This is a genomic window from Nocardia sp., from assembly GCF_025465275.1.
In the GTDB taxonomy this organism is placed as follows: Bacteria; Actinomycetota; Actinomycetes; order Mycobacteriales; family Mycobacteriaceae; genus Nocardia.
Window position 1 is genome coordinate 1 of the sequence record NZ_JAODNK010000091.1, and the last position, 14,834, is coordinate 14,834.

The 14,834-nt window shown below is 66.1% G+C and carries 17 protein-coding genes; 7 read left to right on the forward strand and 10 right to left on the reverse strand.

Going from position 1 to position 14,834, the window contains the following annotated elements:
- On the forward strand, positions 1-902 hold a 902-nt coding region (locus tag JWN03_RS21655), incomplete at its 5' end, for a M1 family metallopeptidase (protein ID WP_297617930.1).
- 50 nt (positions 903-952) lie between these two features.
- On the opposite strand, the gene JWN03_RS21660 is transcribed toward JWN03_RS21655, so the two are convergent.
- Together JWN03_RS21660 and JWN03_RS21665 are read right to left on the reverse strand one after the other, a co-directional pair.
- Positions 953-1,357: a tautomerase family protein gene (locus tag JWN03_RS21660; protein WP_297617933.1), complete on the reverse strand. Its 405-nt coding sequence runs from the start codon at positions 1,355-1,357 to the stop codon at positions 953-955.
- 124 nt (positions 1,358-1,481) lie between these two features.
- Complete coding sequence (locus tag JWN03_RS21665; protein WP_297617936.1) at positions 1,482-1,838, reverse strand: ADP-ribosylation/crystallin J1; 357 nt, start codon at positions 1,836-1,838, stop codon at positions 1,482-1,484.
- Positions 1,839-2,044: 206 nt separating this feature from the next.
- Here JWN03_RS21665 and JWN03_RS21670 point away from each other — a divergent pair, with 206 nt between their 5' ends.
- A complete protein-coding gene (locus tag JWN03_RS21670; RefSeq protein WP_297617939.1) occupies positions 2,045-2,824 on the forward strand; it encodes a class I SAM-dependent methyltransferase in 780 nt (259 codons plus the stop codon).
- A 26-nt stretch (positions 2,825-2,850) separates the two neighbouring features.
- Here the strand turns inward: JWN03_RS21670 and JWN03_RS21675 are convergent, their stop codons facing one another.
- The 5 genes from JWN03_RS21675 to JWN03_RS21695 form a co-directional block, all read right to left on the reverse strand.
- Positions 2,851-3,528, reverse strand: a complete 678-nt coding sequence (locus tag JWN03_RS21675; protein WP_297617942.1) for an epimerase — start codon at positions 3,526-3,528, stop codon at positions 2,851-2,853.
- A gap of 107 nt (positions 3,529-3,635) precedes the next feature.
- Positions 3,636-5,117 (reverse strand): sodium:solute symporter family protein, encoded by a 1,482-nt coding sequence (locus JWN03_RS21680; protein WP_297617944.1) that lies wholly within the window; start codon positions 5,115-5,117, stop codon positions 3,636-3,638.
- Complete coding sequence (locus tag JWN03_RS21685) at positions 5,114-5,404, reverse strand: DUF3311 domain-containing protein (RefSeq protein ID WP_297617947.1); 291 nt, start codon at positions 5,402-5,404, stop codon at positions 5,114-5,116. Before JWN03_RS21685 ends, JWN03_RS21680 begins: the two co-directional genes overlap by 4 nt.
- A gap of 308 nt (positions 5,405-5,712) precedes the next feature.
- Positions 5,713-6,732 carry a DUF3089 domain-containing protein gene (locus JWN03_RS21690; RefSeq protein WP_297617950.1) on the reverse strand — a complete coding sequence of 340 codons (1,020 nt, stop codon included), beginning with the start codon at positions 6,730-6,732 and terminating at the stop codon, positions 5,713-5,715.
- Positions 6,733-6,817: 85 nt separating this feature from the next.
- Entirely contained in the window at positions 6,818-7,687 is an 870-nt protein-coding gene (locus JWN03_RS21695) for an alpha/beta fold hydrolase (protein ID WP_297617953.1), read from the reverse strand.
- 86 nt (positions 7,688-7,773) lie between these two features.
- Here JWN03_RS21695 and JWN03_RS21700 point away from each other — a divergent pair, with 86 nt between their 5' ends.
- From JWN03_RS21700 to JWN03_RS21715, 4 genes are all read left to right on the forward strand, one after another.
- A complete protein-coding gene (locus JWN03_RS21700; protein ID WP_297617956.1) occupies positions 7,774-8,913 on the forward strand; it encodes a winged helix-turn-helix transcriptional regulator in 1,140 nt (379 codons plus the stop codon).
- Positions 8,914-8,916: 3 nt separating this feature from the next.
- Complete coding sequence (locus JWN03_RS21705) at positions 8,917-9,753, forward strand: dienelactone hydrolase family protein (protein WP_297617958.1); 837 nt, start codon at positions 8,917-8,919, stop codon at positions 9,751-9,753.
- 54 nt (positions 9,754-9,807) lie between these two features.
- Positions 9,808-10,311, forward strand: coding sequence for a GNAT family N-acetyltransferase (locus JWN03_RS21710; protein WP_297617960.1), 504 nt, complete (start codon positions 9,808-9,810; stop codon positions 10,309-10,311).
- 103 nt (positions 10,312-10,414) lie between these two features.
- Complete coding sequence (locus JWN03_RS21715; protein WP_297617963.1) at positions 10,415-11,164, forward strand: SDR family oxidoreductase; 750 nt, start codon at positions 10,415-10,417, stop codon at positions 11,162-11,164.
- Between the two features lie 15 nt (positions 11,165-11,179).
- Here JWN03_RS21715 and JWN03_RS21720 read toward each other — a convergent pair whose 3' ends face one another.
- Positions 11,180-12,145, reverse strand: a complete 966-nt coding sequence (locus tag JWN03_RS21720) for an alpha/beta hydrolase (protein ID WP_297617966.1) — start codon at positions 12,143-12,145, stop codon at positions 11,180-11,182.
- Between the two features lie 138 nt (positions 12,146-12,283).
- On the opposite strand from JWN03_RS21720, the gene JWN03_RS21725 reads away from it, so the two are divergent.
- Complete coding sequence (locus JWN03_RS21725) at positions 12,284-13,324, forward strand: helix-turn-helix domain-containing protein (protein ID WP_297617969.1); 1,041 nt, start codon at positions 12,284-12,286, stop codon at positions 13,322-13,324.
- A 3-nt stretch (positions 13,325-13,327) separates the two neighbouring features.
- On the opposite strand, the gene JWN03_RS21730 is transcribed toward JWN03_RS21725, so the two are convergent.
- Positions 13,328-14,164, reverse strand: coding sequence for a dienelactone hydrolase family protein (locus tag JWN03_RS21730; RefSeq protein ID WP_297617975.1), 837 nt, complete (start codon positions 14,162-14,164; stop codon positions 13,328-13,330).
- A 2-nt stretch (positions 14,165-14,166) separates the two neighbouring features.
- Positions 14,167-14,775: a TetR/AcrR family transcriptional regulator gene (locus JWN03_RS21735; RefSeq protein ID WP_297617977.1), complete on the reverse strand. Its 609-nt coding sequence runs from the start codon at positions 14,773-14,775 to the stop codon at positions 14,167-14,169.
- Between the last annotated feature and the right edge of the window lie 59 nt (positions 14,776-14,834).

Sequence of the window (14,834 nt, forward strand, 5' to 3'; positions counted from 1 at the left end):
ACCCGAGTTCCAAAGCCAGCTACCGGATTTCGATCACCACCGATACGCCGTACTACGCGCTGGCCAATGGCACGCTCATGCGCAAGGTGACCAAGGCGAGTCAGACCACCTGGGTGTACGAGCAGCCCGAACCGATGGCCACCTACCTGGCCACCGTGCAGATCGGCCCGTACCGCAAGCATCGGATCGACGCTCCGCGCGGCACCGTGCCCATGCAGGCCGTGGTTCCCGTTCGCCTGCGGGCCGCGTTCGATCATGACTTCGCGCGGCAACCGCAGATGATGGAGGTCTTCATCGAGAAGTTCGGGCCGTACCCGTTCGACGGCTACACCGTCGTCGTCACCGATGACGAGCTGGAAATCCCCATCGAGGCCCAGGGCATCTCGGTCTTCGGCGCCAACCACTGCGACGGCCGCCGCGGCTCGGAACGCCTTGTCGCACACGAACTCGCACACCAGTGGTTCGGCAACAGCCTCACCCTGCGCCAGTGGCGCGACATCTGGCTACACGAGGGTTTCGCCTGCTACGCCGAATGGATCTGGTCCGAGGCCGCCGGCGGCCAAACCGCCGACCACCTCGCCCGCGCCGCCCACCACATGCTCTCGCGCCATCCGCAGGACATCCTCATCGGCGACCCCGGCCCCACCCGCATGTTCGACGACCGCGTCTACAAACGCGGCGCGGTCGCCCTGCACGCCCTCCGTTTGCACCTGGGCGACGCCAAATTCTTCAACCTCCTGCGCGAATGGACCACCCGCTACCGGTACACCTCGGTAACCACCGACGAATTCACCGACCTCGCAGGGCATTACACCGCAACAGCACTCCGCGACCTCTGGGACACCTGGCTCTACACCCTCCCCCTCCCCCAACTCCCCCCGGCCGGTGCACCGAACCCCTGACCCCGCGTGCAGGGGCTCGAGACCCGCGAGCCTCTCCAAGGTGCTGCCGCTCAATCCTTTTCGGCAGGATCCAGGCGACGCCGTGCCAGCTGGGTCACGCCGTTGTACCCGTAGCTCTCGCCATCGAGCTCATAGAGCGCGACATATGCCGCGCCGGGCAGCGCGCCGAGCCGCTTCGCCAGCGCGGCATAGGCGTGTTCAATGAACGCGGCCTTCTCCTGAGCGGTATTGGTGCCCAGCGTGATACTCACTTCCAAATGCACACCGGTGGCCTCCACAGGGCGAACCGCCTGAACAAACCACCGATCCGCCGGAGTCAAATTCACCTGAACAACGGTAACCTCCGGCTCCTTCAGCAAGTCCCGCTCGAGAAGTCCGGTGATGTCGGCGGCAAGGTCAGCCTGCACCTCAGAGGGGACATCCATATCGGCAATGGTGATGCGCGCAAAAGGCATTGAACAAGCTCCAATCCAGGTTCGATACCCCGAACCTAGGCCGGAGTCCCACACCGCCTCGGGGACATAACCCGCCAGGATGCGGACAATAGGCCCCCTCGCCGATCCTGGAGCTGGAGTTGGCCTACCGGAACTCCTGAACCACTTCGATTTTGCCCACGATGTGGCGGTTGAACTCCTCGAGTTCCTCCGCGGGCACCCACAGCTCGAGGATCGTGCGGCCGCCTGCCTGCTGGATTGGATACCTAGCCGCGAAGTCGGCTTCGACCTCGAACCGAGTCACATAGCCGACGCCGGACGCCGGAACATTCCAGTCCCGCGCGATCCGTATCGCGTAGTCCTCGTTCAGCACCGGGTAGAAGATCGGCTGATCGGGCAACCGCGCCGGCCACGCCGTCCACCCCGATTCCTCGACCAGCGCCAACTCTTCCGGCCCGGTCGGCCGCCACAAAGTCAGTGTCTCGTGCCCATCCATCGCCATTCCCCGATCCTCTCGGCAAGGACGAGTTCGTCCGCCGAGGTCTTATCGTTCACACGAGCAGTGTGTTGGGCAGAACTGGGGTCTGCAACCGGGTTTCCGCTGCCCGGCAATGGAGGTGGCTGCGGTAAACGCATTCCAGCAGGCGTCGAGGGGGCGGTGAATTTGTATCGGACGTACTCGATATCACGGGTAGGTAGGGTGATTGGGTGGACCAGGATGACCGGATAGTTCTTGGATCGTCGTTCGGTACCGCGGCGGCGGCGTACGCCGAGCATCGCCCGGATTATGCGCGGGATGCGGTGCGGTGGGCGCTCGAGGGCGCGTCCGGGGCGCGAGTGCTCGATCTCGGGGCAGGAACTGGAAAGCTGACTGCCACGGTGCTCGCGACGGATGTCGAAGTTGTTGCGGTCGAGCCTGATTCGGCGATGTTGAGCGAGTTGCGCCGTGCATTGCCGGGGGTTCGTGCCCTGGCGGGTAGCGCCGAGGCGATACCGTTGCCGGATGCGTCGGTCGATGCCGTGGTGGCAGGTAATGCCATGCACTGGTTCGACATGAGCGTCGCGGGAGCCGAGATAGCAAGGGTTCTCGCACCCGCCGGCGTTCTCGCTGGTCTGTGGAACGTTATGGATGACCGCGTCGACTGGGTTGCCGGGCTCGCGCGGGTCAGTGGGAGTGCGGTTATCGGCCCGCGGGACACGCCCGCCAGTTGGCGTGCTGCGACGGCCGAGATGCATCTGCCGAAGACCGGTGAGGCCGTTCGGTTCGGCTCGCCGGAGCAGGCCGAGTTCCCGCACGGGCAGCGGCGCACCGCCGACTCGCTCGTCGCGACACTCGCGACGCGGGCCGGGATGCTGGTCATGTCGGAACGGGAACAAGAGGCCACGCTGGGTCGGATTCGCGGTTTCCTGGCGAGTCGACCCGAGACTGCCAGCGGCGAGTTCACCCTTCCGATGCTGACCTGCGTGCTGCGCGTTCGGCGACTGTAAACGTTGTCGCCGCCAGTGGATTCACCTCATCGGGAGACAGGGCCTTGGGCGCGCGCGTTGATCTCGCGGGGTGTGAGCACGCGGGTTTCCGATCCGTTGGCAGCGACCGCGATCATGGCGCGGCCGATCTCCCGATTGTCGTTGACCGCGTTCGGCGCCAGCCGCTTGAACAGCGGGATCAGTGGCCCCGTGATCGCATACGCGGCACGATAGAGCCGGGTCTTGGAAACCACGCCGTCCATCGGCTGGACGAATCCGGGCCGGAACATGTACGCCTGGAAGGGAAGTGCGAGCAGATCGTTCTCGGTCTTGCCCTTCACCCGCCCCCACATCGAGCGGCCCTGCTCGGTGCTGTCGGTGCCCTGCCCGGAGACATAGATGAACGTCAGCTTCGGGTTCGCGGCCGCCAGCGTGCGACCGACCCGCAACGCCAGATCGTAGGTGATCCGGCGGTAGTCCTCCTCTTTCATGCCGACGGAGGAGACGCCGAGGCAGAAGAAGCAGGCGTCGAACTCGGGCAGTTCACCGGCGATCGCGGAGAGATCGGTCGGATCGGGCTGGACCAGCTCGCGCAGTTGGGGGTTCTCGATGCCCAGCGAGCTGAGTCCGACGGCGAGGACCTGCTCGACCCGCGCGTCCCGGAGACACTCGTTGAGCACCCCCTGCCCGATCATGCCGGTCGCGCCGAAGAGGATTACCTTCATGCCAGGCATCTTGCCTCAGCGGCGGTGTTGGCGAGCCCATTCCGCTGGGCGCGGCGGCGGCGATCGAGCTCATCGTCGAGCATCTCTCAGCGGCTGGGCCGGAGACCTCAGCTTCCGAGCTGGAGCGCCTTGGCTGGGCGCTCGTGCTTCCCGATCACAGACTTGTCCGGCCCGCTCAGTGAAATGAGCACGGCCACAGTGATATTCGCGAGCAGCGCGATCAGCCCGCCATTGATCCCGAACAGTGGATCACGGCCGAGAGCGTGCAGGAGCAGTACGACAGCGGTGCCGACGATGAGTCCTGCGGTAACTCCGCGGGTCGAGAGCCGCCGCCAATACAGCCCGAGCAGCACCGCGGGAACCAGTTGGGCGACGCCCTCGTAGGACACCACCGACAGGTTGACCAGCGCCTTGGGATAGATCAGGGCCCCCGCCAGCGCGATGGCTCCGACGATGAAGCAGACCAGCTGGGAGCGCCCGCGTCCGCCGTCCGCGGGCGACCGGCCACCTTGCAGACCCCCGCCGAGAATTGTTCTGCCCCAGAGGGTTCCGATGGATACCAGGAATACGCTCATCGGTACGATGGCCGACAACGCCCCGGCGATGCCGATCACCGCCACCACCGCGGGCGGCAGCGAATCGGTGACCAAATCGAACAGCGCCAGATCAGGATTCGCCAGCTTGGGCACCACGAACAACGCGGCCGCGCCGATGAAAATCGGAATCACCAGCAGCAACTGATACCAGGGCAGCAGCATCGAATTCCGGCGCAGCGCTGTGGGATTCGCGGCTGAGAGATATCCGGCTACCGTCGTGGGGAAGATGCATATGGTCGCGGCATTCAGCACGATGGTCGACACGAACCAGGCCGCACCGAAGGTGCCGCCGCCGGCGCCCGGGAACGTCAGCCACTCGGGCTTTTCGGCAACGAGGCGATCGAGCAACTCACCCGGCCCGTCGAAGTAGTGCCACGGCACATAGATCGCGAGGAACAACACAGACAGCACCGCAAGCCCGTCCTTGAGCACACTCACCCACGCCGAACCACGCAATCCGGACGCCAACACGAAGGTCTCGGCCACCACGAACGACACCACGGCGGCGACCTTCAAATCGACTGCGCCATAGGACATGGCGTGCACCACCACGCCCATGCCTTGAATCTGCAACTGCACGTAGGGAACCAGGAAGATCGTGCAGATCACCGCGACCGCCACACCCAACCGCCGCGACCCGAACCGATGCTCGGCAATATCGGCGATCGACAGCAGTTTGTGCCGCGCACAGTAGGTCCAGATCAGCGGCGCCACGAAGTAGGCGACGACCAGTCCGGTGCTGAGGTACGCGATCAGATAGAAGATCGGTATCCCATACCGGTACGACCACCCGGCCGCGCCCAGAAACGAGAAGCTCGTATACGTCTCCCCCGCCATGAGCAGCAGTACGAACAAGGTCCCCAGCCCGCGCCCGGAAACGGACCACTCCGCCATCGACCGTTCCCGCCCGCGCCCGGACAGCACGCCGACCACCACCGTCGCAAGCATCGCCACCGCGAACAGCGAAACCGCCACCACCGCGCGCCCCGTCACGAAAGATCCTCCCGCACACCGTCATTCTCATCAGCGGGCACGAATTCCTCCGCACCCGCCCGGTACGCCGGATCGAACCGCGCGACCAGCGCCACCAGCGGTCCGGTCAATGCCGTCACCGCCAGCAGGTAGAAGATCAGGAAGGGGATACCGAAGATCCGCGGCTCGATCCGGTCGGCGATCACCGGCGCCAGGCAGTACAGCACCCCCGGAATCACCAGCAGCCCCAGCATCGGCCCGCGCCGCCGCAGCGGAATCGCGGGCGCCGCCGGTATCGGTTCGGTCATAGCGTTCCTCCCGTATACCCCGAAGATCAACTACGCCCACCTTTCCCGATCCCCACGCCCGCAGCCAGTCCCCGGCCACCGTGTCGCCGACCTCGAGCCGGTCGAAGCCCTGCGATGGGCGGCCGCCGTCGTCGTCGAAGCCAAAACCGGAGGTATCGCCGACGTTCAATGCCGTCGAGGTAGCCGAACAACCGGCCTACGCGGTCAAAAATCCTCGCGAGAGGGTGGAATTTGCCTTCCAGGCTCGGATTTTGACCGCTCAGGCCGGTTCTCGCGCGGCCCGATCACACGAGCCCGTGGAGGCGAGGTCAGTGGTGCTGGTAGGCAGTGGTCTGGGTGGCGACCAAGTCCAGCAGGTCATGCTGCGCGAGGTTGATGTCGAGCAGATGCGTTCCCCAGGTTGCGTCCGGAACGGCTGGCAAGAGTGCCGCGCCAGGCCCGTCGACCAGGAGGACGTGCGGTTCATCGCCGTCGGTGCACTGGGCGTTGAGGCCGTTCAGTTGACGGCCCGCGACGATGGAGTGGATCGGGGCACTGGCGTTGTCGCGCAGCGATGCCGGATTGGTGCAGAGGACTTCGTAGTCGGGGCCGAACGGGAGAGTGCCGCGAATTTCCGAGGTGTCGGGCACCTGGGGTGGGAGACCGAAGCGCGTGTTCGAGGGCGGGGTTCGGGTGAAGGACGAGTACGCGACGACGCAACCGGTCTGGGCCGGGTCGGTGCAGGCCGGGATGGAGGTGAAATCGCCGCCGACCTTCGCGCCCTTGGGGACCAGGACGTCGCCACCGATCAGGAGGGCCGAAACCAGTTGGGACTGCACCGGTTTCCCGTCGATGCGGTTGCGGATCAGGGTCCGCAGCATACGGCTGCCCTGCGAGTGGCCGATGAGGACGACGCCGCGGCCGCCATTGTGGTTGGCGAGGTAGTCGTCCCACGCGCGTTCGACATCCTGGTACGCGAGATCCCGTGCGGCGGCGACACCTCCAGCGGGCGGGTTGAACAGTGCGTTCAGCGTCACCTGCCGGTACACCGGCGCCCACACATTGCAGTTCGCGCCGAAGGGTTCTGTCTGTGCGCGAGCAACCTCCCGCAGTTCCAGTGAGGCATCGAAGTTCGTGTTCGTCGACTGTTGCAGCGAAGCCGTTGGGTACACGTAGAAACAGTCGATCGGCGCGCCCGAGCGTCCGCCGCAGGGATCGTTGGCCTGACCCGGCTGACACAGCCAGGTGGTGTCCGATTCGGCCGATGCGGGCGGGGCCGCGAACGCGGTGATCAACGCGATGACCGTGCCGAACAGGAGCGCCGCTATGGCGGGATAACGAATCCTCAACGCGAAACTCCTTGTCGCCGTGGCGGGTACATCATACGTGTCTCCGCTACGGCAGACCTGCCACATGCCGCGATCGACAGCGTTGTCAGCGCGCTACGAGCTGAACGGTCGCACGAGTGTCGAGGAATTCCAGGACGTGCTGCCCGAACTGCTCGGGGTACTGGAACAGAAAGCCGTGCCCCGCTTGCGGATACAGAATGAGCCCGGCTTCGGGCAGCCGCTGGGACAGGACGAAGGACTCGTACGACGGGACCATCACATCGTGCGCGCCGTTGGCCACGAATGTCGGCACGGTGATCTTGCCCAGGTGCGGGTACGCGGCATCGGCCGTCTTGTATCCACCGATCGCGGCGACCTGCGCCTGGACCGCCTGCGGGCTGACGACCGAACCCGATTGCTCCAGGCGCGCATCGAGGCGGCGCAGATGCGTGAGGCCGGCGCTGCGGCCGATGCCGTCTTCGGTGAAGAACAGGTAGAGGAAATCCTCGTCGTCATTGACGGGCTTTCCCGCGACCTGCCAGACCTTCGCCGGGACGGCGGGCGAATCCGGTACCGCTCCCGGTCCCGTACCGGCGAGGACGAGTCGCCGCACCAGGTGAGAGTGGTTGAGCGACAACCACTGTGCGACTGTTCCGCCCATCGACCAGCCGAGTAGGTCGACCTCGGCGTAACCGAGCTCTTCGATCAAGGCGGCGGCGGTTTGCGCCATCTGCGGAATGCTGCCGGGGGTCTCCCCCTCGGAGGCACCAACCCCGGCATTGTCGAAGACGATGACGCGCCGCTCGCTGGCGAGCACGTCCAGCAGGGCCGGGTCCCAGTGGTCCATGGTGCCGCGGAAGCGCTGCGTGAGTACCAGCGGAACACCCGAATCGGGCCCGAAGCGGCGATAGGCGATCGAGGCCCCGTGCACGTCGATGAATTCGGTTGGGGCTGCGGCGGATACAGATGTCGACATGCGATCTCCCTATTTGACTATACTGAGCGATAGTCAGCGTGTCAGGCTGGCTTTGAATTGTCAATCCAGCTGAGTAGGATTCGCCCATGGCCGTCGAGCGCACCTCCCCGACGCCGCCCTGCTCGATCGCCGGAGCCCTGGACCTGCTCGGCGAGCGGTGGACGCTCCTGGTCGTGCGCGATGCCTCCCGGGGCGCAACCCGCTTCTCCGACTTCGCCGAACGGCTCGGCTTACCACCCGACGTGCTCACCGATCGCCTGCGCAAGCTGGTGCACGCCGGAATTCTGGAGAAGCGCCCGTATCGCGAGCCCGGGCGTCGCGCCCGGGACAGCTATCACCTGACCGCAGCCGGCAACGAGCTGATCCCCCTGCTCATCGCTTTGATGCATTGGGGCGACTCGCAGGTGAACGACCCGGATCGGCCTCCCGTGATCGCGACCGATTCCGCCACCGGCAAGATCCTCCGCCTGGCGCTGGTCGACGAGGACGGCCGCGAAACCCAGTCCTCCGACGTGGAATTCCGTGCAGGGCCCGGTGTTTCGATCGCACCCGACGCCCGGGACGCCAATGTGGTCTTGGCAACTACCCGGGCTCGAGACATAATCGCCGTTATGCCAAAACAGGTCGAGGTGGCGGAGCAACGCCGAATGATCGCGGCCGCAGCGGTCGCGGTGATCGGTTCCGCAGGCATCGACGGGGCCCGCCTGCGCGATGTCGCCGCCGCCGCCAATGTCACCACCGGCGCGGTCACCCACTATTTCGACGGCAAGGACGCCGTACTGGAAGCAGCCCTGGAAGAGGTCGTCCGACGGGTCCTGGACCGGCCCGCGCCGTCGGCCACCACACCGATCGACGTTCGCGGCTGCATCGACCTCTTCAGCATTTACCTACCCCTCGATGCCGACGGTCTCGGCGAATGGCGTGTGTGGCTTGCCTTCTGGGGCCGGGCAATGACCGATGAGCGGCTGCGCGCGGTGCACCGCCGCTACTACGCCGACATCATCGACCGCATCTCCGGTCGTCTCTCCACAATCCGAACGGCAACTCCGGCCTCGCGCATCGCGTTGACCACCTGCGCGGACTCGGTACTCGCCGCCATCGACGGCGTCGGCAGTCGCGCTGTGCTGGAGTCGGATTCGTGGCCGGCGGACCGCCAGCGCAAGGCCCTCTCGATGCTCTTACTGCCCATGCTCACCGCCTTCGCTGATGGATCCGAGGAATTCTGACCAATGACACAGCAGGACATGTCCGCCGATGACGCACTGGCGGACTTCACCATTCGCGACATCACCCTCGAAAACGTCACCAAGAAGGTCTATCTCGCCGGATCGGGCCCCGCCGTGATCGTCATGACCGAGATGCCCGGCATCAGCCCGCACGTCGCACGTTTCAGCCGCTGGGTCCGCGACGCCGGTTTCACCGTCTACATGCCCTCCCTCTTCGGCCGCGACGGCGTGGTCGCCACCGCCGACGAAGGCGCCCAAGTATTCCGAAAAGCCTGCGTCAGCGCCGAATTCCGCGCTTTCGCCGCCGACGAATCCAGCCCCGTCACCACCTGGCTCCGCGCCCTCGCCCGCCTGGCGCATCAGGAGTCCGGCGGCCCCGGCGTCGGCGCCATCGGCATGTGCTTCACCGGCAATTTCGCCCTCACCATGATGCTGGAACCCGCCATGCTCGCCCCCGTCCTCTCCCAGCCCACCCTCCCCCTGGACAACCCCGCCGGCCTGCACATCTCCCCCGACGAGCTCAAAGCCGTCCGCACCCGCCTGGACCGAGACGACCTAACCGTCCTCGCCTACCGCTTCGCCGGCGACAAGTTCTGCCGCGCCGAACGTTTCGCCGCCTACGAACAAGCCCTAGGCGACCGCTTCCTCCCCCGCGTCCTCCCCGACACCGCAGCCAACCCCGACACCGCCCCCTTCTTCACCACCCACGTAACCACCCCCCACAGCGTCGTCACCGCCCACCTCATAGACGAAGCAGGCCAACCCACCGTCGCCGCCCGAGACGAAATCCTCACCTTCTTCCACCACCGCCTAACCCCACCCAAATCTCCAACGCCCTAGTACTGCAACGCAACTTGTGTAAGTAGCGCCTGCGCGGATGGTTGAATTCGACAGGTGGCGACCCAGTTCGAACAGTTCACCGTGCGAAGGGCGGTGCAAACCGATGTCGAGGCGATCCACCGAGTGCTCGTCGCGAATGCAGCCGACACGTCATTGTTCCAGCAGTCCACGGGCCGGATCCGCCGCGACCTCGACGACTTTGTGGTCGTGATGGACGCTGGTCAATTGGTGGGTTGTGCTGCGCTGCACCACCACCGGTGGGCCTATGCGGAAATCCTGGCGGTTGCGGTCGACCCGGTCGCGCACGGCCGCGGTGTCGGCACGATGCTCATGCGGGCGTGTTTGGCCGATGGGGTGGGGGCGACTTCGGTCTGGCTCGCGACCGCGAAGCCGGTCTACTTCGCCCGCCACGGCTTCCAGCGCATGTCGAAGTGGCGCCTGCCGCCGCATGTTCTGCTCCGAAAACTGAGGCTGGTCTTCGAGCAGCCGGTGCGGCGCTGGCTGCCCGCACTGTTCGGGCGGCACACATTCATGCGCTTGCCGGTTCGGCGCGGCTGACTGCGGGTCCGTGATCGAGAGGGGGACTGTCGCTCCCTTCCTGACCGGGCCGTTCGGCGTGACCATTCTGATGTATCCGTCATCGGACAGGAAGCAGACAGACATGGACATCAGCGGACGTACCGTCCTGATCGTCGGAGGCACCTCCGGCATCGGGCTCGGACTGGCACGACTCTTCGTCGCGGCGGGCAGCACGGTCATTGTCGGAGGGCGCAATACGGGCAGGGTGGATGATCTCGAGACCGTCGAGACCGTCGAGATCGACGTTGCCGACCCCGACTCCATCGTTCGTGCCCGCGACGAGGTGCTCGCGAGACACCCCGGTCTCGATGTCGTGGTGACGATGTCGGGCGTCATGCTCGTCGAGGACCTGCGCGACCCCGCCCACATCACCCAGGCGGAGACCACCATCGCGATCAACCTCCTCGGAACCATCCGGGTGATCGATGCCTTCACCCCGCACCTGATCGAGCGCGGTGGCGGCACCATCATCACGGTTACTTCCGGCATTGCCTTCCTTCCGTTCCCGCTCATGCCCACCTACGCCGCGTCGAAGGCAGGAGTGCACGCGTATACCGAATCGCTTCGGGCGCAGCTCGCGGGTACGGGCGTCGAGGTCACCGAGCTTATTCCGCCGGCTGTCGCGACGGCGGGCCAGGAGAAGGTCAACCCCGCCGCGCTGCCACTGGATGGCTTCCTCGATGAGGTCATCGAACTCCTCAGCGTGAACCCGACGTCGAACGAGATCCTGGTCAACGGCGTTCTTATGCATCGGTGGGCAGAGCGTGACGGCACTTATGCCGAACTCGTCGAGCGCCGCTCCCAATCGCTCGGCGCCCTGCCCGGACGCTGACGGACTCTCGGGGGCCTAGCTCAGCACGCGTTGCAGATAGGCGGTTCGTGCGGCATCGGCGAGCTGTGAGAGCGCGGCTTGTGGTGCGGCAATGGAGAATCCGTGCCATGCGCCCGGCCAGAGGTGCAGCTCGACGGGTACTCCGGCTTGCGATAGGCGTGCGGCATAGTCCAGCACCTCGTCGCGGAAGGTCTCGACCTGTCCGACATCGAGGAAAGTCGGTGGCAGGCCGGATAATTCGGTCGCGCGCGCGGGGGCCGCATAGGGCGACACATCGGGGCCGCCGGGTGTCTCGCCCAAGTACATTGCCCACGCCTCTGTGTTGGCAGTGCGATCCCAGAAGCCCTCGCGATCGAGTTCCTGACTGGAGGGTGTACGGCCGCGGTCGTCGAGCATTGGGCACCAGAGGATTTGGTGGGAGAGCGCCGGACCGACCCGGTCGCGCGCCAGCAGTGCGGTCGCGGCGGCCAGCCCGCCGCCTCCGCTGCTGCCGAAAATGATCAGCCGTTCGGCGTCGATCTCCAGTTCCTCGGCTTGCGCTGCGACCCAGAGCAAGCCGGCATAGCAGTCCTCGACCGAGGCGGGGAACGGATGTTCCGGGGCCAGGCGATAGCCGACCGAGATCGCGACGATGCCGAGCTCATCGACCCAGCGGGCCAGGGTATCGGCGAGCTCCCACTCGTCGCCGGCGATCATTCCGCCGCCGTGCGTGTGATAGACGCACGGCCACGGGCCGGGTCCGCGAGTCGGGCGCATGATGACTACGGGCAACTCCGGCCCGCCGTCGGCGCCCGCGATCGTGCGCTGCTCGATCTGTACCGCGCCATGACGCCGCAGCTCCTCCGGATTCGCGGTGCTGGAGTTCATCTTTCGGTACTCGGCCAGTGCGCGTGGCGCTGTCCAGCCGAGCTCCCGCATTTCCAGCGGGTAGGAAGCGAGGATGGCTTCCAGCTCTGGATCGAACGGCGGGCGAGTGGTCATCTGCGGTGTCTCCTGTCGGATGGTTCATCCAGCTTCCCGCGGATGACACCGCTCGGTCACCGCCATATGGCGGTGCTCCGATTCTACTGACCGCCGATTGGCGGTATGATTCGGCGGTCGTCGCAGCGAGGAGTGGATATGGAAGAACTACTCCAACGGCTCGCATCGCTCGATCCCGCCGCCGAGGGCGCGGTGCGGGCGATCGCCTACTTCGACAAACTCGTGGAGGGCCGAGCGGGGCTCGAGGCCTTCGTCCGCGCTGCGGCGATCCTTGCGGGTTGCCCGGCTGGATTGCATGATCCGGATCGTCATGTGCTGGTTCGCATGCATCCTGACGGGCACCGGCTCGAAGCCGGTGCCTTCCTCGACGAATGGCCGATGGTCGAGCTTGCGGGGGGAGACGGCGGGCGCGTCTGGCTGGAACGGCAGGCCGATCCGAGTCCGACCGATGCGATCATCCTGGAACGGCTGGCCGTCGGCGTCCGGGTCGGGCTGGACCGCACGCGCGGGCGCGGACCCGCTCGTGATCCGGCCAGTGTCGAGGCGCTGCTCAGCCCGGATACCTCGGCGAGTGCCCGCCGGCAGGCCGCGCGTCGCATTGCCTTGCCCACGGATCTCATGGTCAAGGTGGTCGCGATTCTCGCCGAGCCGGATTCGGTCGCGCCGAAGTCCGCGGACCTCAGTAGATGGAGTGCGCAACTGGGCCGAGTGCTGGCAGCGATCGTGCCCGCCGACCTCGAGCCCGAGACGTCCGCGCGGATCGGGCTCGGGCCCGCGGTCGAGCCCGTGGATCTCCCGCGCTCGTGGCAGGGTGCGCTACAAGCGTTGCGGCTCACCGGAACTGACGGCCCCCCGCGGCTGCGGTATGACGACCTCGGTGGGTTGGGCATCATCGCTGAGCGGATCTCACCAGCAGAGGCACTGGTCGACGACGTGCTGGCGATTCGAGCTGCGCAGGATCAGATCCCCGGGGCGCTGCCGACCCTGACGGCACTCTCCGAACATGACAGCCTGCGCGCGGCGGCGACAGCGCTCTACCTCCACCACTCCACATTGCAGGCCCGAATTCCGCGCCTCGCAACAGTTCTAGGTTATCGGCCCGATACGGCACCCGGCCGTAACCGCTTGCATATCGCCCTGGCTCTGAACCGGATCAACCGCAACGGAATACTGCCGTAGCCATCAGGGCCTCGGCGCGGCATCCGGGGTCAAGCGCTGCTGGAAGAAGGCCAGGATTTCATCACGGGCGGCGATGGTGGGCTGGCCTGCCTCATCGATCAGGTGGGCGGTGACGACGCTGTGCGGGCTCGCGACGTGTACCGAAAAGAACGGTGCCGTTTCGGGATTGGCCGCATGGTCGGGAAGTACTTTCCCGATGAATCGGTCGCCCAGGGCCTGCTGGTAGGCGGCGAAACGCTGGGCGCGGCAGAACTTGTCGCCCGCGAATCGGTAGGCGAGCACTGTGAGATCGTCTCGCTCCAGCCGATTGCGTACGGCGGCAAGCTCATCGGGGGGACTTTCGAGGCCCGCCGGGTTATCCATCGGCAGCGTCGGCTGGGAAAGTACGGGGGCGAGCACGGCGGGTTCGAGCATCATGGACAGTGCGAAATTGCCGGTGAAGCACATTCCGATCGCGCCGACTCCTGGTCCGCCGCACTGCTCGTGGGCCAGCCGCGCGAGCGCACGCAACCAACTGGTGACGGGACTGGGTTCGTCGGCGGCGAAGGCACGGAATTCGGCACTGACGCAGGCCTTTCGGAACACCGTGGCACCTTCCTCGGCGCTTGCTACCGCTCCGTCCCTGCCGAACAGGGAGGGCATGTAGACGGTGAATCCGGCATCGCGTACCCAGCGGCTGAAGCGAGCGACATGCGGGCTGATGCCCGGCATCTCCGTCATCACGATCACGGCCGGGCCGACTCCGGCGACATACACCCTCTTGGTGACGTTTTCGAGGGTGATCTCGCGAATGGTGAAGTCCGCCAGTGCATCATCGGCGGACAGGTTCTGCTGCGTCATCGTCAGACTTCCCGGGTTCCGTTCGCGAGGGTGGTGAGTAGGGGGAGAAGTAGCGCCGACAGCGTGCGGCGCTGGCGTTCGGCGGGCCATGATTGCGGCTCCAGCGTGGCTCGGGTGCCGACGCCGTCGATCGCCGAAAGCACCGAGTCTGCGTAGATGCCCAATTCCTGCTGCGCGGGTGCACCCGGAATCGTCGAAAGCCGGTGCGTAATGCGCTCGACGATCTCCTCGTAGTAGCGGCGATGCACCGCGGCAAGCCGCTCATCGGTCATCGCCCGGCCCCAGAAAGCGAGCCACACCCGCCATTCGCCGAGCCCCTGCGCATCGAGCGGAAGGTATCCGCAGAACAGCTCGATGCAGCTCGCGCTGTCGAACGGTGCATTGGTCGCGGGCGCAGGCCGCTCGAGCATCCGCCGGACAACCTCCGCCAATGCCGCTTCCAGCACCGCGTCCTTGCCGTCGAAATAGTGCGTGACCGCGCCGGTGGTGACATTGGCGGCGGCCGCCACATCGCGCAGCCGTGCCCCGTCGATCCCGGCCTTGTCGATCACCGCGACAGCGGCAGCCGCGATCGTCCGCCGCTGCTCCACAAGGTCGACCTGTTTTGGCATAACGGTGATTATGTATCAGGGGCGCCCAGTCGCCAACCCCTTGGCTGGATTGACAGGCC